Genomic DNA, 23,620 nt, shown 5'->3' with positions numbered 1-23,620 from the left:
TCACTTCGTCCCCGGTCCATCGACTCATCCCCGGGAGCCGTCCGGCGGGTATGCTTTGAACGTGGGCGTTTGGTCCAGGAAATACCTGGCGATCGTCGTCGTCATCTCCCTCGTTCTGACCACCCCGGGAGGGGCGGTCATCGCGCTCTCCGCCCAGGAAGCCGTCCAGACCCGCCATAACGCCGGTCAGCCGGGAGTCCAGGCCGTTCCCGTCCCCGTCGGTCTGAACCTTCAGAACCCGGCCGCGCCGTCCCCGCTGAAGCTCACCGCGTCTTCCCTGCCTTCCGTTTCCGTTCCCACTCCCATCTCGCGCCCGGCGGCCGCGGCCGTCCCGGCGCCCTTCGTCCCCGCGGCGTCCTTCCCGGCGGGAAAGGTCCCCGCCGCGAGCGGCCGCGTGCTCAAGCCGCTGCTCGAGCACCCCGAGAAGGGGGCGAACGCCTCCTGGGGCATCCTGAAGGTCATCTCCGCCGCGCTCCGCGGCGACAAGGCCGCTCCGACCGAGAGCGCGCTGCTCAAGCCCTCCGCCGAGGACCTGAGTGGGGACTCCTCGTCCCGCTCCTGGGCCGAGAAGAGCTTCCGGACCCTGAAGGGCGAGACTGCGGCGGCCGACGGAGCGGCCGCCGTCGAAGTCTCCGACCCGAACGACGACCCCTCTGCGCGGCCCACCCAGCTGAACCCGTCCGACGCCTCCCGCACCGAGAGCCATGGAACCGGGGACTCCGGCGTCCCCGCACCCGCGGCCTCACCGGCCTCCCGGCCCGCCCACACCCGGGACTCCGGCACGCGCGGGATCCTGCCGGCCGGACTGCTCGGGTGGGTCGCGCGGCTTCTTACTTCCGGCGGCTCCGCGAAGGGCCTGCGCGCGCTCCTCGGCGCGCGCAAGGGCGCGGAGGACTCCTCGGGGGCCGAGGCGCGCAAGGCGCTGCCGGCCCCGCAGGAGCGCAAGGCGCTGCCGGCCCCGCAGGAGCGCAAGGCGCTGCCGGCCCCGCAGGGGCGGAAGGCGCTGCCGGCCCCGCAGGAGCGGAAGGCGCTGCCGGCCCCGCAGGAACTGAAGGCCCTCCCGGCGCCGGCGGCCGTCGAGACTCCCGCCGCGGTCGAGGCCGACGCGGCCAAGTTCATCGAGGAGGACCTCCTCGGCTTCCGGCGCGTGCGCGGGGTCCGGCACGCCGCCTCCCCGTCGGCGGGCCTGAGCGCCGACGGGACGGCGCGAGCGGAGAACGGACCGCGCGCCGCACTCTCGGCGCTGCCCGCCGACGCCGACGTCGAGGCCGTCGTCTCCCGGATCGCCGCTCAGTTCGGCATCGCCCACGCCGTCGTCGCCGAGATGGGCCAGCGCTACCGCCTCGAGAGCCGGGAAGCCTGGCTCGCGGTCTACGACCTGCTCCAGAAGGCCAACCGGGAGGAGTTCGCCCACCTCGACTCCAAGAAGTACGGCGAGGGCGCCGTCGCCGAGGCCGTCTCCCGCCTCCTCGTCTCCATGGGGCTGCGCAAGAAGGTCACGGAGGCCTCCTTCCGCACTCTCGCGAAGGGCCGGACCTACTCCGCCGGCTGGACCGGGCTCGTCGAGCGCGGCGGGGAGGCCGCCAAGCACGTCGTCGGCGCGCTGATCCGCTTCCCCTACCACGTCTTCGACATGTTCGTCTTCGGCTTCTTCCGCCGCAACATCGCCTTCGGCTTCTTCCATGACGGCGAGGACTTCTTCGCGGTCCGCGACGCGGTGGACCGCAAGAAGGCGCTCGAGGAGGGCCGCCGCGTCGAGGAGCGCCCGAGCGCCGAGCGCTGGCTCGAGGCCGCGATGGGACGCTACGGGCGCCGCGAGGCGTCCTTCGCCATGAAGCTCGGCGCGTGGGCGCCCTACCGCGTCGCCCGGCGCTGGCTCGTCGACCCGTTCCTGTCCCCGCTGACCCAGTTCGTCTGGAAGCGCGTCACCATGGCGGCGCTGAGCGCCGCGGCGATGGGCCTCGTCGCGGGTCTCATCCCTCTGCCCGTGCTCGCCGTCCATCTCACCGCCCTGCCCGTGCTCGGTCCCGCGCTCATCGGCCTGCAGACGGGGCTCCCGGCGGCGGCCGCGCACATCCCCTTCATCGGCTCCGGCGTCTCAGCCGTCCTCGCCAAGGCCCTCTCCGCGCTCGTCGGCGACCTCGCCGTCGGTCCGCTCCTCAACACCCTCGTGCTCTCGACCTTCATGACCTTCCCGGCCGCGGCCCGCCAGCGCTTCATGGACGGCCGGCACGGCACGCTGCAGACGCCCCGGGCGCTCAGCGCCGACTGGTGGAAGGGGATGATCGGGACGCTGTTCAGCGGGACCTTCTGGGGACAGAACCTCAAGTCGATGTTCGGCCTCATGACGGTCGGCGCCGAGATCGAGGCCGTCATGGGCTACGCGGGGGGCATCGACGCGGCCCTGACTCCGGCCTTCAAGGCGGTCACCGGGCGGGAGTTCGGACTCTTCCACGCCGTCGCCGCCGCCGTCGAGCGGCCCGAGGGCGAGAGCCCCATCCCCTTCGGCGGGGCCATCACCTGGGGCAACATCCTGCTCTACAAGCTGCAGAACGCGCTGGGCTTCAACCTGACCGACGAGGTCTATCGCCTCTCGCACGGCCTGGCCTACGGGCTCTCCGGCGACGCGGTCGCCGTCGCCGCCGCGGGCGCCGCCGGCTCCGGGCACTCGGTGCTCACCGCCGCGCTGCACATGGTCTCCGGGAGCGGGGCCCCGCCCGAGGGCGCCGCCGGCGACCTTCAGCGCGAGCTCGCCGAGATCCGCGGCCGCATCCAGGGGCTCGAGTCGCAGTTGGGGATCCAGAGCGGACGCCTCGAGACCCTCCAGTCCCAGAGCAAGCCGGTCGCCGACGCGGAGCGGGCCCGCTACAAAGAGCTCCTCGAGGCGCTGAGCTCCGGCCGCGACGAGTCCTACATCCGCTCGAAGATGGCCGAGATCCGCGACCTCGCCGACGGTCGGCCCGAAGAGGCGGAGCGCCTGGAGGCCCTCAAGCGCCTCGAGCAGTTCTACGACGCCGTGCTCGTGCCACCGACCGAGAATCCGGGCCAGGGCGACGACCTCGCCGTGCGCGCCGCCGGCGTGAAGGCCCTGCAGGCGGTCATCGACGGCATGAGCGGCGCTCCCGCCGCCTTCCGCCCCAGCCAGGGGACCGGCGAGCGCGTGGACGCGGAGACGCAGAAGCGCATCGCGGCCCTCGTCGGGCAGGTCGAGGAGCTGCGCGGGCAGGCCAAGGCGGAACTCACCAACCGCGAAGCCCTCGAGAAGCTCCTCTCCGCGCTGAACACCTCCCGCAACGCCGCGCTGCGCGAGCGCCGCAACGGCCGCGACATGCTCGAGTTCCACAAGAACATGGCCCGGCTCGCGACGGTGATGGACCTCGCCTTCTCCCTCAACGAGATCAACGCCGCGCAGTCGGCCATCGCCCAGATGCAGGCCCTGCTCGACCGCAAGCTCGAGAAGATCGAGACGGTGCGCCGCAACAACGCCCAGCAGCAGGCCGCGGCCGACTCCCAGCGGGCGAACTCGGAGAAGTGGCGCCAGGAGATCGACGGGAAGGTCAGCGGCGACAAGACCGGCCAGAACGACATGCTCGAGCTCGAGGAGCAGTCGAACCTCGCCGTCGGGCGCATCGGGGCGATGCGCAGCGAGGTCCGCGCCCTCATCGCCCGCACCGACGCCGAGGACGCCGGCCGCAGCCCCGACGCCCTGACCGAGTACCGCCGCCGCCAGGCCCTGCTGCCGACGATCCAGCAGTGGAGCCGGGACGGCAAGCCCGGCGATCCGGACTACCTCTCGCTCAAGCGCTTCAACGACAGCCTCGTCACCGCCGACGACTACCTCCGCAAGATCGACGAGGGCGTCAGCAAGCTCGACACCGTGCCCCTCGAGTTCGCCGGGGTCCTCATCATCGCCGTCCCCGGCGTCCCCGACGTCAGCGTGAGCAACCCCGGCCTCCAGCAGACGCTGCAGATCCTCGACCAGCGGTCGACCTACTGGAAGGGCCAGCGCGCGGACTACCAGAAGATGCTCGAGCAGATCCGCAACCGCATGAGCACGACCTACTCGGGGACCGAGACCGACGAGTTCGGGGACCTGCGCCCCTACGCCCTGCCGCGCTGGCAGGCCCAGGAGCGCGAGAGCGTCACGCGCCATCAGGGCGAGGCGCGGACCCTGCTCGCCGAGGTGGACCGCTACTCCGCCGAGATCAACGCCGCCGTGGCGGGCGCGAACCTTCCGATGCTCTCCGGCCTCGACCTCAAGGGCCTGCAGGACGCCATCGAGACCTACCCCGACAAGCTCAGCGCGCTGAACTTCCCCAACACCGACACCCGCGAGGTCTTCAACGCCAAGATGGCGATGCTCGCCGTCGGACGGCTGCTGCCGCGCGCGGGGCGCGAGATCGTGCTCTGGACGAAGTCCGACGCCGTCGTCACGAAGATCGACGACGTGATGGCGAACACCCTGCCCGCGACCGAGACGGCCATCGCGGGGATCGTCGACATCATGGACGCCGTCCAGCGCGACATCGACGCCGACCGCGCCTACCTCCAGTCGGGGAGCCGCGACGCGGCGCAGAACCAGGCGCTCGTCGACCGCAAGCGCGCGCTCGTCGTGCAGGAGCTGCGCCCGCGCATCGAGGCGGCGAAGGCGATGGTGCGCACGAAGCTCATCCCGTTCGCCGAGGACTCGATCAAGGGCGCCGACCCCGCCGGCGACAGCTACGCCAAGCTCTTCAAGGCCCAGATCCGGCTCTACGAGGCGACGAAGAAGGTCGTCGAGCGGACCCTGCCCTGGGCCCTGGCCGCCAACGGCGCCGCCGACGGCGACCAGGCGGGCGGGCTCGCGAACATCGAGCAGGCCAAGCAGAAGTACACCCGCTACATGACCGGTTACGACGACGCCAAAGGCCACCACAGCGGCGTCGACGAGCTCATCACCGAGATCGCGCAGCGCAAGGACCCGAACTTCGCCGGCACCGAGGACGTCTACGGCGAGCAGCAGCCCTTCAGCCTGCCCCGCAAGATCGCCCAGTACTCCGCGGAGCAGGCGGAGCGCGCGCAGCAGATGAACGCGCGCGGCGCCGAGATGAACGGCATCCTGGCGCAGATCGACTCTCTCACCGGCGGGCGCTACGCCCTCGCGGCCCAGGGCCTGCCGACCGACGTCGACACGACCCCCGCGGGCGTCGCGAAGGTCCAGCGCCTGGTCGACGAGAAGCGCATCCAGGGCCTCGCCGACAAGCTCGTGTCGATCGGCAACGAGTACAAGGCCAAGGGGACCGGCGCGGACATGGGACTCGGTCAGGCCAACACGCCGCCCACGGGGACCCAGCCCTCGCCGACCGTCGACGACAACACGCGCATCGCGCTCCTCTGCCTCGAGACCGCCAAGCGCCTGGCGCCCTCCACCAACGACGCCTCCCAGACCGGCTCGGCGGCCTACGCGATGGCGCGCTTCCTCTATTCCGAAGCGGTCGTCTCTTCCTCGCGCAAGTACCTCGACGAGCGCTTCCCGGTCGCCGAGGGCGTGCTCGCGACGGCCAAGCAGGGGCTCCTGCACGCGATCGCCGACCTGGACCAGGACCGCTCCTACGTCCAGAGCAACGGCTCCAGCGAGAGCCCCGACGCCGTCGTCGAGCGCAAGATCGCGATCTACCGCGAGCTCAACGGACTCACCCGCGACGTGGCGCGGGTCTACGGCCTGAAGACGGACTGGGACAAGGACTCCTACAACACCCTCAACACGGTCGACACCTACTACAGCTCCACCAGCGAGCTCTACGGCTCGGCGGGCGAGGTCTCCAGCACCGAGCGCGAGGCCATCCTCAAGATGAAGGAGGCGCTGAAGAAGACCTACGACGACCTGGAGCAGAACCGCCAGAAGCTCGCGCGCTGGATGTCCCAGCTCAACAGCGCCGACGAGAGCGCGCTCAAGCGCGTGGCCGAGAACATCCGAGAGCTCCAGGACAAGACCCGCGCCGTGCTCGAGCAGAACGTCCAGTACCGCGACGTCGAGTCGCGGCTCAAGCGCTCCGACGAGGTCCTGCGCTTCGACCTCCACAAGGTCGACGAGGTCCAGGCCAAGCTCAACGCCGAGCTCTCCGCCCTGCGCGACCCCGGCGCGCTCGACCCCGCCCTGCTCGCGCGGGTCAACGGCCTGCGCCGCAGCGGCGGCAGCTGGTACATGGCGCCCGACGCGCAGGACGCGGCCGCCGCGCTCGTCGTGCCCAAGCGCGACTTCCCGCACTTCCTCGACCAGCTCTTCGCGAGCGTCCTGCAGCACTCGCCCTCGACGCGCGACGTCAGCGCGATGCGCCAGGGCCTGCTCCAGAACCCCCAGGGGCTCTCGAGCATCATCCCCAACTCCCAGATCCTCGAGTTCGGCGACGCGGACGGCTTCTACCTCGTCTACCAGACCTCGCTGGGCGTGCCGCACGGCCTGGAGACCTCGAGCTGGGCCACCCTCGGCAACGTCGCCCAGCTCGGCGGCAACAACATCAGCGTCAGCGGCTACCAGTTCGTCAGCCCGCCCAACGGCGAGAACGCTCCCTACGGCGACAAGGGCGTCGAGGTCCAGGTCGAATCCCTGCAGGGCAGCAACTGGGTCAACTACCTGAACGTCGACCTGCACCGCTACATCCAGGACGCCCCGCCGGACCTGAAGATGGAGTCCTCGGCCCGGCAGAGCCGTCTGATGGTCTTCGACGACTTCGCGGTCCTGCTCTTCGGCGACCGCCTCTACGTCGGCGCCGCCGGCTTCGCCGACTTCGCGCTCAGCGGCGCGAAGGAGAAGACCTCGTTCTACGGCGGGAGCCTCAAGACCTCGGTGAAGTTCAACGAGGTCATGCGGCTCAACGCCGAGCAGCAGCAGATCTTCGCCAAGGACCCGCGCTCCTTCCTCGAGACGGTCAACCTCGACTTCACCGGGCTCGACCCGGACCTCAACCGCAACTTCGTCATCGACGCGAAGGGGGAGAACAAGCACTACAAGCGCACCCAGATCGGCCCGAGCTTCGACCTCGCGCGCGTCCTGGACTCCGAGGACGCGTTCACCGTCGACTTCTTCTACGCGAAGCAGGAGGGCACCGACGACTACAACCAGCAGTCGGGCGGCGTCACCATCCTCAAGGGCTTCTCGCTGCGCGACGCCAACGGCAAGCCCTGGGCCACGATCACCAACCGCGCGGGCGCCGAGTTCGGCACGAAGTACAACAGCTACACCGACCGCGTCTCCGTGACCCTCCCGGACTACGGCATCGCCATCAGCGCCGAGGGCAAGCTCCTCGGCGACTCGAAGACGAAGTACTTCGAGGCCTCCAAGAGCTTCGGCCCCTACTCCAACGTCAACATCGGCTACGGCAGCCGCTACGCGGGAATGGAGGACCGGCTGACGCTCTCCATGAACACCTCGATCACGCTCGCGCAGCTCTGGGGCGCCGTCTCCGCCGGAGCGAGCGACGCGCTCGACGGCTCGAAGACCCTCAAGGAGTTCAACGGGAAGCTCGACGGCTTCCTCGAGGGGAAGGAGGGCGATCCGACGACCGCCGCCGAGCTCAAGCGCATCTACTCGCAGGACGTCGCCCGGCGCCTGCTCCAGCAGGACATCGGCACGCTCTCGCGCGAGATCACCGAGCTGCGCAAGGCCGGCGCCTTCCTCGACAACACCCGCATCCGCGGCCAGGTCGGCTTCGTCACCAACCCCACCGGCTCGGCCTTCAGCGACCGCGCCTCCGGCGGCGGCTTCGCGGCCGGGACCTGGACCGAGATGACGCTGACCCGCACCCAGCGCGCGCTCATCGAGAACAAGGCCCAGACGCTCTACCGCGAAGGCCTGCGGCTCCAGGAGCGCCTGCTCGCGCTGACCCGCCAGTGGCAGCAGACCGTGACCGACGTCGCGCAGGCCCAGTGGGAGCTCAAGATGGCCCGCTGGCAGTCGGAGAGCGCCCCGACCGACGCCCTGCGCGCCGAGGGGAAGGCCTGGGAGGCGCAGGCGACGGCGCGCTACGACGCCGCGGTCATCCGCTACGACATGCTCAGCGGCCGGGCCCCCGGCGAGCCCCTTCCTTTCAAGGAGCTCGACGCCGAGCAGCTCGACGCCGTCCTCAAGGAGATCGGGCGCACGCTCTCCTCGCAGGAGCGCCTCGCCGAGATCTTCTCGGGCCTGGACCAGGACGCGCTCAAGGCCGCCGTCGGCGAGGAAGGCTTCAACCTCATGGACTGGATCCCCTGGGTCGACCGCCTCACCGTCTCGGTGGGCGTGCAGTTCCAGGACATGCTCGCCGGACAGATCCTCACCGCGGGCGGCGGCGTGCGCCTCCCGATCTACGACCCCGCGTCCAAGGAGCGCGACGGCGCCTACCTCCTCGAATCCCAGGCCGCCGCGGCGCAGATGAAGGAGATCCACGCCGAGAAGCTCCAGCGCATGTTCCGCGACGCCTGGTCCGGCCGCGAGCAGGCCCAGCGCGCCGAGGTCCTCCGCCCCGAGGCCCTCTCCTCCCGCGACGAGCTGCGCAAGGCGCTCGCCGGTCAGCGCAACGGACTCATGCCCGAGAGCCGGCTGCGCCAGGCCTTCTCCCAGTGGCGCTGGTACGCTTCCGGGGTCCTCGACGCGGAGGCCCAGCACGCGCTCGCCTCCGGCTGGATCGAGCTCGAAGGACGCCTCGTCCAGGACCCGAAGGGCCGCGGCGCGATCACCCTCGACTCCTTCCAACAGGCCTTCAACGTCGCCGCCGCCAACTCGGCGAGCCTCGAGGAGGTCGGACGGCGCCGCGAGGCCGCCGCGGCCATGGCCTCGGCCGACGCCCACCGCATCCAGAAGTTCTGGGTGGACGTCCAGGTGGGGGCGAACCTCACCTCCGCCGGCGGCCTCGGCTTCATCCCGAGCGTCGGCATCACCGGCATCGGCGTGCTCCCCATCCCCACCTTCGAGCTCAAGCCCGAGGAGCTCAAGGAGCTGCAGGTGAAGCGCGGAGAAGCCCAGAGCCGCTACTACGAGGCCTTCAAGGGGAAGCTCGAGGCCGACCTCGCGGTGGACATCTACCGCGCCGTCGTCGAGTTCGGCTCCGCCCGGCGCGTGCGCGACATCCTGCAGAGCGAGGTCGTCCCCGCGGCGCAGACGAAGCTCGAGGAGGCTCGCGCGAACGCCGCCTCCGACGGCGACCCCGCGGGCCGCGTCCGCGCGGCGCAGGGAGCGCTCGACGCCTCCGTCCTGCGCACGACCGAGGCCGACCGGATCGCCGGCCAGGCGTTCTCCCGGCTGAACCTCCTGCTCGGCCGCCTGGGGATGGAGCCCGTGCAGTGGACGATGTCGGAGGAGCAGGCCCTCTCCGACCTCAAGGCCATCCTCGCGGCGAAGGACCCGGTCGCCAAGGACCGCGCGGTGCTCGCCGAACGCGTCGAGACGGCGCGCGCGGTCGAGACCATCGCCGACAAGGGTCTCAAGTCCAAGGAGCACCGCATCGAACCCGTCTCGCTGGTGGTCAACTCGCTGTCCCGGCTCGTCGACGCCCTCTCCTCCGAGATGCCGGGCAACCCCGACGTCGTCGCGGCCGCCCGCATCCAGACGCTCGAGGCCGAGCGCGCCCAGGAGGCCTACGCCGGCGACCTCGAAGCCCGCCGCGCCAAGGTCTCGGCCGAGCTCTCGTTCGCGCGCGGCCGCCTCGAGGACCTGCGCGGCAAGACGGACGCCGAGTCCCGCATCGCCGCCGCCGGTCTCGAGGGACAGGCGCGCTCGCTCGAGGCCGTGCTCGCGCGCCTGGGCGGGGAAGCCGCTTCCTCCGCTCGCGCGGGGACCATGCCGCTCGACTTCTCCGAGCTCTCGCGCCGCGTCGTCGAAGGACGGCAGTCGGCCGCGGCCGCGGCGCACGAGCCCGAGGTCACGGCCTTCGAGCCCGAGACCCAGCGCGTCGGCTCGACCTCGTCGATGCGCTACTTCCGCTCGCGCACGAGCGTGGGCGGCGACCCCATCAACAAGAGCTATGTCGACAGCTGGGTCGAGCTGCGCCTGCGCAGCCCCTCCACCCCGCCCGAGGTCCTCCTCCAGCTCGCCCGCCTGCGCACCGAGCGCGCCGACCGCGCCTACAGCGGGGACGTCTCCGCCGCGCGCGCGCAGGCCGGCATCCTGCTCGCCCGCTTCGAGACCGACGTCCGGCTCCTGCGCTGGGCCGAGCGTGCGCGCGGGAACCCCGACATGATCCCTTCGGCGGGCCTGAGCGCCGAAGGGACGGCGCGAGAGGAGAACGGCTCGCGCGCCGGTCGTTTCGGCCGGGACTTCGACGAGTTCATCCGCCAGGTCCGCGGCCGCATCGAACTCCAGGCCGCCGAGATCAAGGCCCTCGTCGGCCTTCCCTCCGACGCCTCCACCGAGCGCCTCGTCGCGCTGGCGCCCGGCGACCCGGCCGGACGTGAAGGCGACCTGGCGGCGGTGGCCGGCGCTCTCGCGTCCCAGGCGCGCGACCAGGCGGTGCGGCAGTATACGCAGGACCTCCTCGACGGCGGCCTGGCCGGGAAGCTCGGCGGCGACGACCTCGCCTCGCAGATACGGGCCGACGTCATCGCCGAGCGCATGAGCTACAAAGGCTTCACCCCGGTCATCGCCTTCGGCATGTTCCGCGGCCAGAGCGTCGGCGGCGCGTTCCTCGAGGCGCCCGACCCCCGCGCGATCCAGCGCTCGCTGGAGGGCGTGCTCGGAGATTCCCTGCGCCGCGAGCTTCAGGCGAAGGGCCAGCTGCAGGAGATGTCGCTGAAGCTCCACCTCCTCATGAAGGGCGTCCAGGACAAGGCGGTCCTCCTCGAGCGCCAGGGCGAGCTGGCGCAGGCCGCGGAGGGGGAGTTCCGCGCGGCTCTCGCGCGCCAGGGGCGGGGACAGGGGAGCGTCGAGGAGACCCTCTCCGCGGAGACGGCGCTGGTCAAGGCCTGGCTCGACTTCACGGCCGTCACGGCCGACCTTCGCTCCGACTTCACCGCGCTCGTCACCGAGCTGACCGCCCTCGGCTTCCCGAGCGACGGGGCCATCGTCCCGGCCGTCCAGCCCCTCTCCATGCCCCAGACGCCGAAGCGCAGTCCGGAGAGCCGTCTCTTCGAGGGCCTCTCGCGCCGCATGCTGGAGCCGGACTTCGCCGAGCGCATGGCCGGCGCCCTGCGCGCCTCCGGGCTGCCCGAGGGCCAGGCCGTCGAGCTCGAGCGCCTCGCCGGCCTCTACGCCGAGATGAGCGAGGCCGCCGACGTCGTCCGCCACCGCGCCGACATCGAGCCGGCGAAGAAGCTCGACGTCCTCGTGCAGGCGGACGTCGAGGGCCGGCGCATCAGGGTCGAGCGCGCCCTCGCCGGCGCGTGGGTCGCGCTCTCCCCGCAGGCGCGCGGGCAGCTGCTGCGCGGGATCTCCGCCGAGCTGAAGGAGGAGGGCCGGCTCGCCGAGGCGGGCCTCACCGCGAACGCGCAGACGCTCTCGGCCATGCGCTCCGCCTACGCCGACGCCCTCGAGCTCCCCATGGCCCTGCGCGGGGCCTTCGAGCGCGTCGAGGGCCTGCGCCGCGAGCGCGAGAGCGCCCGGCAGGCCCTCCTCGAGGACTACCTCGCCGTCGACGCGGGCCCCGAGAAGTTCGTGCTCAGCGACATCGCCCTCGACCGCTACCTGAAGGCCGAGAGCGCCTATGACGCGGAGGTCGTCGCCCTCTTCGACCGGCCCGAGCTGCGCGGCGACGCGGCGCTCGCCCGCTCCTTCGACGCCGTCTTCGGCCTCAAGGACTCGCTCGCGCGCCGCAGGGACCTCCTCGAACGCGGACGCGGCATGCTCGCGCTCGACGCGCTCATCATGCTCGAGAGCGCCCGCATCGCCGGTCTCTCCTGGCGCGGCGCCGTCCCCTCCGAGTTCCGCGAGGCCGAGGCGGCGCTCGCGCGGCTCGAGCGCCTGCGCTCCGACTGGACGGCCCGCAAGACGACCGGCCTGGAGCCCGTCTACGCCGCGACGAAGACCGACGGCGCCGGCCGCCGCCTGTGGACGATCGAGGGCTGGCACACGGCCGAGGAGGTCCGCAAGCTCGACGCGGCCGGAGGGCTCGAGAAGCGCGCCGACGGCCGGATGTTCTTCAAGGGGAGCGACATCGAGCTCCTCGCCGGCGCCGACGCGTCCCGCGCCCGGCGCGTGGAGGCGCAGGACGGTCTCGCCCAGGCCGATTCCCGCGTGAAGGTCCACCAGACGCTGGCGGCCAGCGAGTTCGCGCTCGCGGCGCTCGCCGGCGGCGCGGTCAAGGGCATGAGTTACGAGGCCCTCTCCGAGCTCTCCGCCTCCCGCAAGGCGCGCTTCTACACCTTCTCGACCGAGGCCGACCCCCGCGGCCTGCACGCGGCGCTGAACCCGCTCAAGGCCCTCTGGAGCGCGCCGGGCCGCACGGTGACGGTCGTCTACGAGGGGGACCGCCCGCTCGCCCGAGACCGCTTCCCGACCCTCGAGGCCTTCGAGGACCACTTCAAGCGCCTTTCGGTCGAGGATCCCGTCGAGGCGGCGCGCTACTCCCGCCTCGAGGCCGGTCCGGAGGGTGTGCGCAAGATGGTGGAGGCGGCGGGGGAGCAGAAGCTCCGGCAGAGCCGCGTCGGCTGGATGGGGATCAAGCTTCAGAGCTACGGCTTCGCCGTGGACAAGAACGGAGAGGTCGCCGCCCTCTACGTCACGCAGGACGACTTCAACGAGGCGCTGGCGGCGCTCAAGGACGCGGGGACCGCGCTGCCCAAGGCCGTCGCGACGCTGCGCGCCGCCCGCGAGAAGGAGGCCGGCGCGGCCGACGACGCGAAGCGCGCGCGCATGCTGGCCGACGGCGAGCAGCTGCGCTACGGGCTCGTCGAGAAGGAGGCCCGCGCCCGCGCCGCGGAGAAGGCGCGCGCGAAGTTCCCGGACGCCGACGAGGCCCGGCTGAAGCTCGAGACCGAGAAGCTCAAGGTCGGCGAGGGGGACTTCAAGGACGCGCAGAAGGCGCTCGCCGCCAAGGTCGACGACGCCAACAAGGCCGAGAGCGCCTGGCACGACGCCGAACGACTCTCCGAGACCGCCTTCGACGACCTGCGCGAGACCGGCCGCGTCCTCGCCGCCGCCGGGCTCTGGGGCCGCCTCGGCGGGGACTACCTCGCCGCCCTGAAGGAGACGGGCCTCGACGACAAGGAGCTCGCGGCGGAAGCCGCGAAGCTCGAGCGCTCGGGCGCGTACAGCCTCTTCGTGACCCGCGACCTCGCGCTCCAGGTCGACGGGGGGCGCACGCTCGTCGGCGTGGACGCCCGCCCCGTCTTCGGGACGCGCGCCCTCTCCGAGCGCTTCGGCCAGGCCCGCGGCGCGCTGAGCACGGTGCGCGGAGAGGTCTTCGCCGCCGAGATGAACGCGGACCAGACGCTCGCGAAGCTCTTCATGGACGGAGGCGCGGTCGACAAGGCCGGCGCCGGCTGGAAGCTCGAGGCCATGGGACGCGACGGGCTGCTCGACAACCAGAAGGGCGTCGACCCCGGCTTCCGGCTCCTGCGCTACACGGACCCCGCGACCGGCCTGCCGGTGATGCTCAACCGCCGCTATCTCATCTCCCGCGTCGAGGGCTCGGGGAGCGCGCTCGCCGAGAAGGAGAACTGGGGCTGGATGCCGTGGAACTGGGGGAACATCATCCTCGAGCTCCCCCGCGGCGTCGTCGGCTCCGCGACCGAGATCCTCACCGGGCGCGACACCCGCCAGCACGGCTACATCGGCCGCGTCTACATGAGCAAGATCGAGGGCGGCTCGACCGAGCACCACAACTTCTTCCGCAAGACCCTCGGCGCGCTCGACGTCCTCGACATCCTGCCCGACCCGGTCCAGTGGCACTTCGACCCGACCCAGTTCCCCAAGGCCGCGGACCTCGACTCGCCGCTGCTGCCCGGGCAGACGGTCTACGACAAGGACCTCCAGGCCATGGTCCCTTCGGCGGGCCATAGCGCCGAAGGGACGACGCGAGCGGAGAACGGCCGGCGCGTCGACGTTCATTATGGGCGCCAGGCCGTCCGGCGCGGGCTCGACTACAGCGTCGAGGACCTCCTCAACGCCCGGCGCCGCGTCCTCTCCTACTTCGAGGGCGGCGTCTCCGAGACCTGGATCGAGACCCGCCGCGGCCGCTCGAGCGAGCCCGGACGCACCTGGCAGACCTCGAAGGTCACCGAGCGCCCCGGCTCCGAGCAGCTCGAGAACGCGCTCAAGGACCCGACGGTGGCCCTCTCCGAGCCCGGCGTCGACGGCGCGGTGCGCCTCGACGGCCGCCCCGGCCACCTCGAGGTGGACCGCGTGCAGCGCAGCGTCGTCCTCGTGACCGGCTCGCGCCAGTACGGCTCCATGCAGGGCGGGCTCGACAAGCTGGGCGAGCGCGTCGAGAACGACCGCGAGGCCTCCGCCCGCGCCCGCGCGCGCTTCGACGGCGAGAGTTCGGCGGCGGGCCGCGACCTCGAAGCCGCCCTCTCCGACCGCCGCAAGGTCGACGCGCGCCTCGGTCCCCTGGCCGACGAGTTCCGCCGCCTCGCCTGGCGCATCGGCGAGCAGGAGGCGCTCGAAGCCGCGATCCGCCGCCTCGAGAGCGACATCGCCGGCTTCCGCTCCGAGCTCGACGCCGCCCGCCGGCGCCTGGCCGAGCTCGAGGACCAGCTCGCGCACCCCGGCCAGCCGACCGACCCCTCCCAGCCGCAGGGTCCCGGCGCGGCCTCGCATGCCCGCGCCCTCTGGCTCTGGGCCCTCGCCGCCTTCGGCGCCCTCGCCGCCGCTGCCGCCGCCTATTGGGCGTGGCGCCGGCGCCGTCCGCTCGGTGCCTGACACCCGGCACCCCTGGCGTGTCTGGCACCGCTCGATTCGGCGTCGGCGCTAATCGACGGTGCCTGTCACTCACCTAATGGACCTAATCGCGCCCCCTCCCCCACCCCCCTCCCGCAGGAGGGGGAGTTGAGGTAAGGAATCTGTTCGTGTCTCTCATAGGAAACCCTCCGTTTCCCGGTCCCCTGCTCCCCTGAACCCGCCCGCATAGTACGGATACCCCTCGCGACCTGCCCGGATGCTTCAGGTCCGGACGCCGCGCGCTTGTTATCCTTTCAGGAAAGATGATCCAAAGAGCGAAGCGGGCGACCGCCGTACTCCTGATCGCGTCCATCCTCGTCGGCCTCCCGGGGCCGACGGTCCTTCGAGCTTCGGCGCAGACCGTTCAGACCGCGGCGGCGGGTGCCCGGGTCCAGACCGCCTTCCCGACGGCGTTCGTCAGCGTCCGGCCGGGTACCCCGGCGGTCGCATCGTACGGCTCGTCGCTCCTGCTGCCTTCCGTTCTGCCGGGGGTCTCTGCCGCGCCATCGACGCAGGGCCGGGTCGAGGCCGCGGTCTTCCACGCGCGGGAGACTCCTGCGCAAGCGCACGGAGTCCCCGTACGGATGGGGGGAGCCGCATGGAAGGCCCCCGTCCGTCCCGTGCACCTCGGGTCCTTCAGCGGCGTACAGGCGGGGGCGGATGAGGACGCGTCGGCGACGGTGCTCCAGAGCGGCGAGGACCTGGCGCGCGGTCTCGACGGCTCCTCCCCCGGGGATCCTGAGGCCGGTTCGAGACTCTCCTCGTTCTACGACCTTGACGGCCGCGCCGGGAGTCCCGCCGAAGAAGCGGTCGTGCTCCCGCCGGAAGCCGAGCCGACGCTCACGGCCCTTGCGGACGCCCGAGACGCCCTCTCCGTCGACGAGCTTCCGGCGGGCGCCCCCGTGCCGACGCCGCTGCGGGCGGCCGCGGCCAAAGCCCGCCGGGCGATGCTGGGGACGAGCTTCCTGAAGATCGGGATGGAGGTCGTCGTCCTCTCGGGGCAGCTCATCGCGATGAGGTATTTCGGAAGCGCGGCATGGGTCGCGGCCATGGCGATCGTCTGGGCGGGTTCCATGGCGGCCGGCAGCGGGCTCTCCGGAGGGCTGCTCGACCGCAAGCCGGCGAACAAGGTCGTCGCCTTCGCCATGGCGGCGCAGGCGCTCAGCGTGGCGGCGATGGCCGCGGTCGTTCTGGGCGGCGCCGTCACCCCCGCGGTCATCCTCCCGCTGCACGCGCTCGGCGGCTTGCTGTTCGGCGTCGTGATGGCCGGACGGGAATGCCTCCCCGCCCGCCTCTTCGAACGCAAGCAGCGCCCTCTCGAGGAGTTCAACTCGAAGAACCACATCGCCTTCCAGGCGATGGGGACCCTCGCTCCGCTGCTCTTCGGGTTCGTCCTCCAGCGGTTCGGGCTCGCCGCGGCGCTCTGCCTGCACCCGCCGGCGTTCCTGCTCGGCGCGCTCGTCTTCTACGGGCTCGACATCCCCGCAGCGGAGGCGGCGGGCAAGACCGCAGCATGGAGCATGAAGAGCAGCCTCCAGCAGTTCCTGTCGGACCTCCGGAGCGGAGCCGGAGTCGTCTTCGGCCGCAAAGACCTCCGCCTGGTCATGCTCGTGAATTCCGGGGCCATGGCCATGAACCGCGTGATCAAGACCCTGGTGATGCCGCTCTTCGCGAAGACCGTGCTCGCGGAGGCCGCCAAGACGGCGTGGCTGGCGAGCGCCTCGAACTTCGGCCAGCTCATCGGGGCGGCGATCCTGCTCAGGACGCTCGCCGGCGGAGGACGCTCGGAGCCCGCTCCCCATCGCTGGATCCCCTGGTTGGCCCTCGGAACCTTCTCCCTCTGGACCTTCTCCCTCGGCGCCGATCTTCACGCGGCGCTCCTCATGCTCTCCTTCCTGGGCCTGGCCTGGGCGGGGAACTTCATCGGCATGAACTCTTATCTGCAGTCCACCCTCCCCGACGCGTCGGCCGGCAAGGCGATGGGCTTCATGAAGACCGTCGAGACCTCCGTCGTCATGGCGGCCCTCTATCTGCTCGGCGCGCTCTTCGACGCGATCCCCGCCGCCTGGGCGTTCCCGGCGTTCGGGATCCTGGCCACGGTCGTCGCCGCGGCCTACATGTTCGCCTGGCTGCGTCTATCCCAGTCCTCCCAGAGAGTCAAGAAATGAAAACGGACAGGTTCCCGATCGTGCTTCGAAGTCTCTTCTGTACCTCCATGCTCACGCTCTGCCTTCCACCGGGACCGGGCGTCCGGCTCGCGGGCATGGGCTATGTGGATCTCGACGCTTATCGCGACGGGCTCGCGGTCTCCGGTTGGACGCCCGCGGTTCCGACTCGGGAGGTCCCCGGCATCTCCGGACTCCGGCAAGTGCGCTACCGTCCGAATCTCAATCTGAATGCCGAGGGGGAGCTCTCAGGGTTGGCGGAGACGACTCTGCGTGTCGGCGTTGAAAACGAGACGCTGGGTTTCTTCTCGGAATTCCAGTCTTTGCCGGCCAAGGATGGGAAGGGGCTGAATGCTCGACGGGACGACGGATGGCTTTCCAGAGCCTTTGTCATGCAGTCTGAGGATGGGATGACGACGGAGATCGTCCTCGTGCGCACGAGTAAAGCGGCGGGTAGGGGCTGGGCCTTCAAAACCGCTGCGGATGGGATCCTGAGGCAAACCCTTCTCGTGGGCTTGGGCGCCGACAAGAAAGCTCATGGGATGTCGGTCGCTTCCACTCCGGAATCGGAAAGTCTTTTCAATGCTGAAAAGCGATTCTGGCTGGAACAGGTCGGCCCTCCATCGAGTGCCGGGGCGAGCCTCGGCGCGTTCCAGCGCTTGGCGCGAGCCGCACTGTCGGTCGGCGGGGTATTCCCGCAGCTCCCCGCGCAAAGACAGCTCTTGGGGTTGTCCGACCTGCCTTGCCGGGTGCTCCGAACGGACCAGGATGAGAAGCATTTCTCCTTTTTCATCGTCACCGAAACGTCCGATCCGGACATCATCATCACGGACATGATCTTGGAAGGCGGCACGCTCTTCCTGACCGGCGTGGACGGCCGACTGCGCAAAGCCCTCTCCACTGATTACAAGACCCGCAATCAGTTCCTGGACCTCACGCCGGAGGTCCAGGCGGCTTTTAAAACAGCCAAAGCCCGCTGGGTCGAACAAGCCGACGACCTCTTCGGCACTCCCCGACCTCGCTGACGCCCTCGATCGGGTCGGCCGCCGGGGAACCCGCTCGGGCGTCGGAGGCGCGAGGCACCCGGCGCTTCTCCCGGCATGGTAAGATGGGGGCGATGAACGCGCCCGCCGGTCGCAGGCTCTTCTGGGAGTGGTTCGCCGTGTTCCTCGGCTGCGCGGCGCTCTGCTCCTACTATCAGTTCCAGACGCCCTACATCCCCTGCGCCGACGGCTACTTCCACATCGAGTTCGCGCGCCTGATGCGCGAGCACGGCCTCTTCCGCCACGGCTTCCCCTGGGCCTACTTCAGCTTCTGGCGCGACGGCTTCAGCGACGGAAGCCCGCTCTACCATCTCCTGCTCATCCCCTTCACCTTCGGCGACCGCGCGTTCGGGGTCAAGCTGGCGACGGTCCTGCTCTCGGCCCTGGTCTTCTCCAGCTTCTACGCGATCCTCGGGCTCAACGGCGTCCGCGCCCGCGTCTACTGGTTCTGGCTGCTCCTCGTCGGCGGCTTCTACTTCTGGTGGCGCATGGAGATGCCCCGGCCGCAGGTCCTCTCCGTGCTCCTGCTGCTCTGGAGCCTCCACTTCCTGCTCAACGGCCGGCTTCGCCCGTTCGCCGCGCTGAGCTTCGTCTACCCTCTCTCCTACGTCGCGGCGTTCCTGCCGCAGGCGTTCGCCGTCCTGCGCTGGGCGTACCTGAAGGCGACGGAGCGGCGCTCGGAGCATGCCGTCGTCCTGGCCGGGCTGGGCGCCTTCGCGCTGGCCTTCCTCGTACACCCGTACTTCCCGAAGAACCTCGAGTTCTTCTATGCCCAGATCGTCGAGGTCATGCGGAGGGCCGTGATGCCGGGCGTGGACCTCCACCTCGGCAAGGAGCTCGGGCCGCTCGACACGCGCGTGTTCGTGGGAGCGCACCTCCCGCTCGTCGTCCATCTGCTGGGCCTCGGCTTCGCGTTCATGCACCGGAGGACGCCCTTGTCGGAGCGCACGCGCGTGCTCTTCCCCATCATGCTCCTCCTTCTGTTCCTGAGCGCGGTCTCGAACCGCTTCCTCGAATACGCGGTGCCGGTCGCGACCCTGTTCTGCGCCTTCCTCTTCACCGACCTCGCCGAGGGGCTCGGCGAGGCGGACCTGCGGAGGAAGCTCGGCACGGCCTTCCGGCCGGCGGCGGCGGCGTGGCTGCTCGCCATGGGCGCGACCTGCGCGGTCGAGACCGCGGTCCTGAGGAACGTCTTCGCCGGCCTGCCGGAGCCGTCTTTCGAGCGCCTGTCGCGCGCGCTGGCCGCGAAGGCGCCGGCCGGGGAGCTCGTCTACACCTGCGACTGGGACGCGACGCCGGAGCTGTTCTTCTTCAACCCTCAGCACCGCTACTTCGTGATGCTGGACCCGACCTTCATGTACTACTGGGACCCCGCGCTCTGGCGGAAATGGGAGGGGCTCCGCCGGCTCCCCGCGGAGGAGGCGGCGAACACCCTCGTCGGAACCTTCGGGACGCGTTTCGGAGCGTGCCAGGCGGTCTACGGGGATTTCCGTCGGACCGTGGGCTCCGACAAGCGCTTCCGCATCCTCGACGAGGACCGCAACGGCTATGTCTTCGAGGTCGTAGGAAAGGGCTGAGGCCGGACGCAGCCCGCGCGTCGGAGGTCGGCGGCCTAATCCTTCCTTTCGATGAGCGGGGGCTCTGTCAGGGCCTTGTAGCGGCCGCCGAGCGCCATCAGTTCGGCGTGGGTCCCGCTCTCCGCGACCAGCCCGTCGTGCAGGACCACGATCCGGTCGTACGCCTCGCCGTTCTCGGGGGCCGACGCGAAGGTCAGCGTCGTCCTCCCCCGCGACAAGGCTTCGAAATCCCCGCGAAGTCCGCGTGCGTCGCCGGTGTTCAGCCCCACGCCCAGGTCCTCTCCGACGAGGACGGCGGGGTCCCTGAGGACGGCCCGGGCCAGCGCGAGGCGCTGGCGCTGCTCGGCGTCGAGGGCGACCCCCGCGGCGTCCTCGACGAGCGTGTCGAGCCCCTGGGGCATGCGGGCCGGGGCGAGAAGGGAGCCGGCGCCCGCTCTGCGCAGGGCGGAGAGGACGTCTTCGTCGGCGACGCGCTTGGCGACGCCGAAGAGGAGGTTCTCGCGCAGGGTTCCCGCGAAAGAGGCCGCGTCCCCGCTCACGATGGCCGTCTTCGCGATGAGGCTCTCCCGCTTCAGGTCGGCCACGTCGGCCCCGCCGGCATGGATCGAACCCGCGGTCGGGGCGTCGAGGCGGAACAGGAGGTCCACGAGCGAGCGCCGGGAGAGCGTCTCGCCGCCGACGACCAGCACGTGCTCGCCCGGCAGGACCGAGAACTCCGCCCCGCGCAGGACCTCTCCGCGCCCCGGCAGCGAGTAGCGCACCCCGCGGAAGGAGACCGCCGAGCCGGAGAAGTCCTTCGCGCCGGGAGCGTCCGAAGCGGTCGTGAGCGCCTTGAGCAGCTCGTTGACACGGCTCAAGCCTCCGTCGGCGGCGCGGCCCTCGTTGTATCGGTCGAGGATCCCGGAGAAGGCGCCGCGCAGGTCGTTGGCGTAGCCGCGCAGGGACATGATCTGCCCGACGCTGGGGTAGCCGGTGAGGATGAAGCTCATGAAGCCCGCGCCCAGGATCAGCATCTCCGAGAAGGCCGTCTGCAGGAAGTCCCTCAGCGCGCCGTAGTTCGCGGACAGCGTGGCGACCGCGAGCCACAGCGACTCGTAGGCGGCGGAGCGACCGCGGTAGACCGAGGTCGCGTGGGCGTCCCCGCCGGTGGCGCGCGCGTCGCGGTTCCCGTCGAAGAGGTCCTGCCCGAGCCGGATGATGTCCGCCTGCACGGCCGAGATGTTCTTCTGCTGGGCGGCCATGTTCTTCCCGTAGCGTCCCGAGATGAAGGACAGGACGGGGAGGGAGATCAGGATGCCCAGGGCCAGCGGCAGGCTCGTCTTCAGGATGAAGGCCGTCGCCAGGGCCAGCTGGACCACCAGCATGGGCGTCTGGAGGGGGATGTCCACGTTCTTGGTCGTCACTCGGCCCACGTCGGTGAGCAGACGCATCGTGATCTCGGGCGCGTCGCCCTTCTGCGCGTAGGAAGCCGGCAGCCGCTGGACGTGCGTGAAGAAGGTCATGCGGAAATCCTGCCGCATGCCCACTTTTACGCGCTCGGTGAGGATGACGTTGTATCGGCTGGTGAGGATCCGGGCGACCGTCAGCGCCGCCATGCCCGCGAACCAGGCGAGCGCCAGCGGGCCGGCATGGGCGATGGCCGCGTCCACGAAGGCGCCCGTCGAGTAGGCCAGCGCCGTCCCCATCACGGACTGGACGACGAGGATGGTCCGCACGAGGTTCATCCGGCCGCGATAAGGACGCCTCAGCGCGGTGAACTCGGTCTCTCCGAGGAACATCTCGCGCACGGCAAGGGCGGCCTTGCGGATGCCGCCCGCGATGCGTCCGCGGAGCCTTTCGCGCTCCGGCGCGGCCGAAGGGACGGATGCTCCCGCGCCGTCCGCTTCCGCGTCGATGGGGCGGGCCAGGGCCGGCGAGGAGTCTTTCTCCGGTCCCAGCGTCCCGGTCGGGACCGGCGCGGCAGGGGCGTCGGAGACGCCTCTGCGCATGCCTTCGAAGACCGCGTCCAACGACGACTTCCGGGACTCGGACTCCTGCGCCTGGGACTGCCGGTCGAGCCGGGAGCCGAGCTCCCGGAGCGTCCCGACGGCGGGATCCCCCAGGGTGAGCGGCGAGGCATCCTCCGCGGAGGCGCGCGATCCTTCGGCCGGGAGAGGGCGGCTCTCTGCGGCTTCTTTTCCCGCCGCGATCGCCGTCGGCACGGACGCCGCTGCCCAGGCCGGCGAAGCGGCCGACTCCGGCGCTTGCGTCGGGAGCGTCGCGGGGGCCGAGGCGGTGACGGCGGGAGAGACGGGAGGCGCGTTCAGGACGGGAAGCAGGAGCACGGCGCCCGGCAGGCCGCGTCCGGCGATCCACTGTCCCGGGATCTTGATGGACCGGGGGACCGCTCCCGACAGGACGCTCCCGACGGGGCTCAGAGGCGCCGCGGCCGCGGGGACCGGCAGGGTCTGCGCCAGCGCTTCGTAAGGCCCCGGCCCTGGAGCGGCGGCGAAACAGAGCAGCGCCAACGCTCCGCTGAGCCGATGCCGCAAAGTCCCATGCATAGGTGCTGATGATTCTAATCGCAATGAAGACCGGCGGGCAGGGTCCTTTCAAGCCGGCGGCTCGGCTAGAAGGCCCATCCGAAACCGGGTCCAAGGTCAGGGTTTCTCATCGCCGGAACCGCCGTTTCCCCGTCGCGCCGCCCGCCCGTCGCCGCGCGAACTGTCCCTTGTCCCGCGCGAATTCGTAGAATAGCGCTCTCATGATGAAGGTCCGCGTCATCGACTCGTTCCTCGAGCGCCATCCGCGGGTGCATCTTTCCCTCAAGGCCGCGGTCTGGGGCGCCTTCGCGGCCGGCCTCTATCATGCCGTCGTGCACCCCTACGTGACGCAGTGGGATTTCAAACTCTATCTCTCTTGCGCGAAGACCCTGGGCCTGGGCTTCAACCCGTATGACGAGGGGCAGATCGTCAAGGCGTGCGGCTACCAGTGGGGGATGCCCTGTCTTTATCCGCCGCTGATGCTCCAGGTCTATCGTCCGTTCCTGTGGCTCTCCCCGGGGTTCGAACAATACGGCAGCCAGTACCTGTGGTCGTTCCTGAAGCTCCTCGCGGCCGCGGGGCTCGTCGCTCTCTGGAGGAAGCGCTTCGTCGAGATCCGCCATGAGCTTTTCACCCTGCTCTTCTTCCTTCTCGCCTACGGCAGCCCCCTCGTGGTGGATATCCGCGCCGGGAACGTCGCGGTCTTCGAGCAGCTCCTCCTGTGGGGCGGGTTCGCTTTCATGCTCTCCGGCCGGGACGTCCCCTTCGTCGCCTGCATCCTGCTCTCCGCGCTGGCTAAACAGACGCCGGCGGCTTTTCTGGTCCTGCTGGTCCTGCGGCCCAGGCCCCGCTGGGGGCTGTTCCTCGGCGCCTGCGTCGCCTACGCCGGGACCCTCGGACTCAATTACGCTCTGTTCCCTGCGCTGACGGCGGCCTATTTCGAGAAGCTCGCCGCCACGATGTCCATCTGGCGGGGCGAGAGCGGCCTGATCAACTGCTCGACCGACGCTTTCCTGCGCAGCGTCCTCGCTCTCGTCAGCCCCGGCCGTTCCCCGGAGGCGCTCACCCTCCTGTTCACCGCCGGAGTGCTGGCGGTCAGCGGCTGGGCGCACTTCCGGCGCCTCACGAAGGGGGGGGGAGAGCGCTCCCTCGAAATCGTGTTCTTCACCTGCGTGACCTACGCCCTCGTCGTGCCCCGCCTCAAGGACTATTCCTATCTTCTCCTGCTCCTTCCGACCTTCTACATCCTGGAAAGGACCGATTCCTCCCGCCTGCGCTGGGCGATCTTCGCCTGCGCCTTCGTCAACTCGCTGAAGTCCCTGGGCCTGCGGTTCGGCCTCGGCGAAGCCGCCGTCCTCCTTTCCTACTTCAAGTGGTACGCCCTCGTCCTCGTCTGGGTCGCCTACCTGCGCCACTTCGCCCGCGTTCCGCGCGCGGGCGGACTTCCGGCCCCCTCTTCCCGCTGAATAGTCTTTCCGTAAACGGC

At 70.7% G+C, this 23,620-nt stretch carries 6 protein-coding genes; 5 read left to right on the top strand and 1 reads right to left on the bottom strand.

The annotated features are described in order from the left end of the window. Positions 1-61: 61 nt before the first annotated feature. From WC969_06805 to WC969_06790, 4 genes are all read left to right on the top strand, one after another. Positions 62-14,809 (top strand): hypothetical protein, encoded by a 14,748-nt coding sequence (locus WC969_06805; GenBank protein ID MFA6029543.1) that lies wholly within the window; start codon positions 62-64, stop codon positions 14,807-14,809. Between the two features lie 281 nt (positions 14,810-15,090). Beyond that, positions 15,091-16,995: an MFS transporter gene (locus tag WC969_06800; protein MFA6029542.1), complete on the top strand. Its 1,905-nt coding sequence runs from the start codon at positions 15,091-15,093 to the stop codon at positions 16,993-16,995. Between the two features lie 47 nt (positions 16,996-17,042). Next, complete coding sequence (locus WC969_06795) at positions 17,043-18,017, top strand: hypothetical protein (GenBank protein ID MFA6029541.1); 975 nt, start codon at positions 17,043-17,045, stop codon at positions 18,015-18,017. A 92-nt stretch (positions 18,018-18,109) separates the two neighbouring features. After that, positions 18,110-19,612, top strand: coding sequence for a hypothetical protein (locus tag WC969_06790; GenBank protein MFA6029540.1), 1,503 nt, complete (start codon positions 18,110-18,112; stop codon positions 19,610-19,612). A gap of 35 nt (positions 19,613-19,647) precedes the next feature. Here WC969_06790 and WC969_06785 read toward each other — a convergent pair whose 3' ends face one another. Then, the gene (locus WC969_06785; GenBank protein MFA6029539.1) at positions 19,648-22,119 is read right to left on the bottom strand and encodes an ABC transporter transmembrane domain-containing protein; all 2,472 of its coding nucleotides are present in this window, start codon (positions 22,117-22,119) and stop codon (positions 19,648-19,650) included. 236 nt (positions 22,120-22,355) lie between these two features. Here WC969_06785 and WC969_06780 point away from each other — a divergent pair, with 236 nt between their 5' ends. Continuing rightward, positions 22,356-23,600 carry a glycosyltransferase family 87 protein gene (locus tag WC969_06780; protein MFA6029538.1) on the top strand — a complete coding sequence of 415 codons (1,245 nt, stop codon included), beginning with the start codon at positions 22,356-22,358 and terminating at the stop codon, positions 23,598-23,600. The last annotated feature ends 20 nt before the right edge of the window (positions 23,601-23,620 follow it).

Source organism: Elusimicrobiota bacterium (assembly GCA_041660925.1).
Lineage (GTDB): Bacteria > Elusimicrobiota > Elusimicrobia > UBA1565 > UBA1565 > JBAZUV01.
The sequence above is the reverse complement of the archived record's forward strand: the minus strand, read 5'-3'. Positions and strand labels throughout refer to the sequence as shown.

Bases quoted from the DNA above. Each gene is read 5' to 3' on its own strand.
- WC969_06800 (MFA6029542.1), top strand. From the start codon at position 15,091: ATGATCCAAAGAGCGAAGCGGGCGACCGCCGTACTCCTGATCGCGTCC.
- WC969_06795 (MFA6029541.1), top strand. From the start codon at position 17,043: ATGCTCACGCTCTGCCTTCCACCGGGACCGGGCGTCCGGCTCGCGGGC.
- WC969_06790 (MFA6029540.1), top strand. From the start codon at position 18,110: ATGAACGCGCCCGCCGGTCGCAGGCTCTTCTGGGAGTGGTTCGCCGTG.
- WC969_06780 (MFA6029538.1), top strand. From the start codon at position 22,356: ATGATGAAGGTCCGCGTCATCGACTCGTTCCTCGAGCGCCATCCGCGG.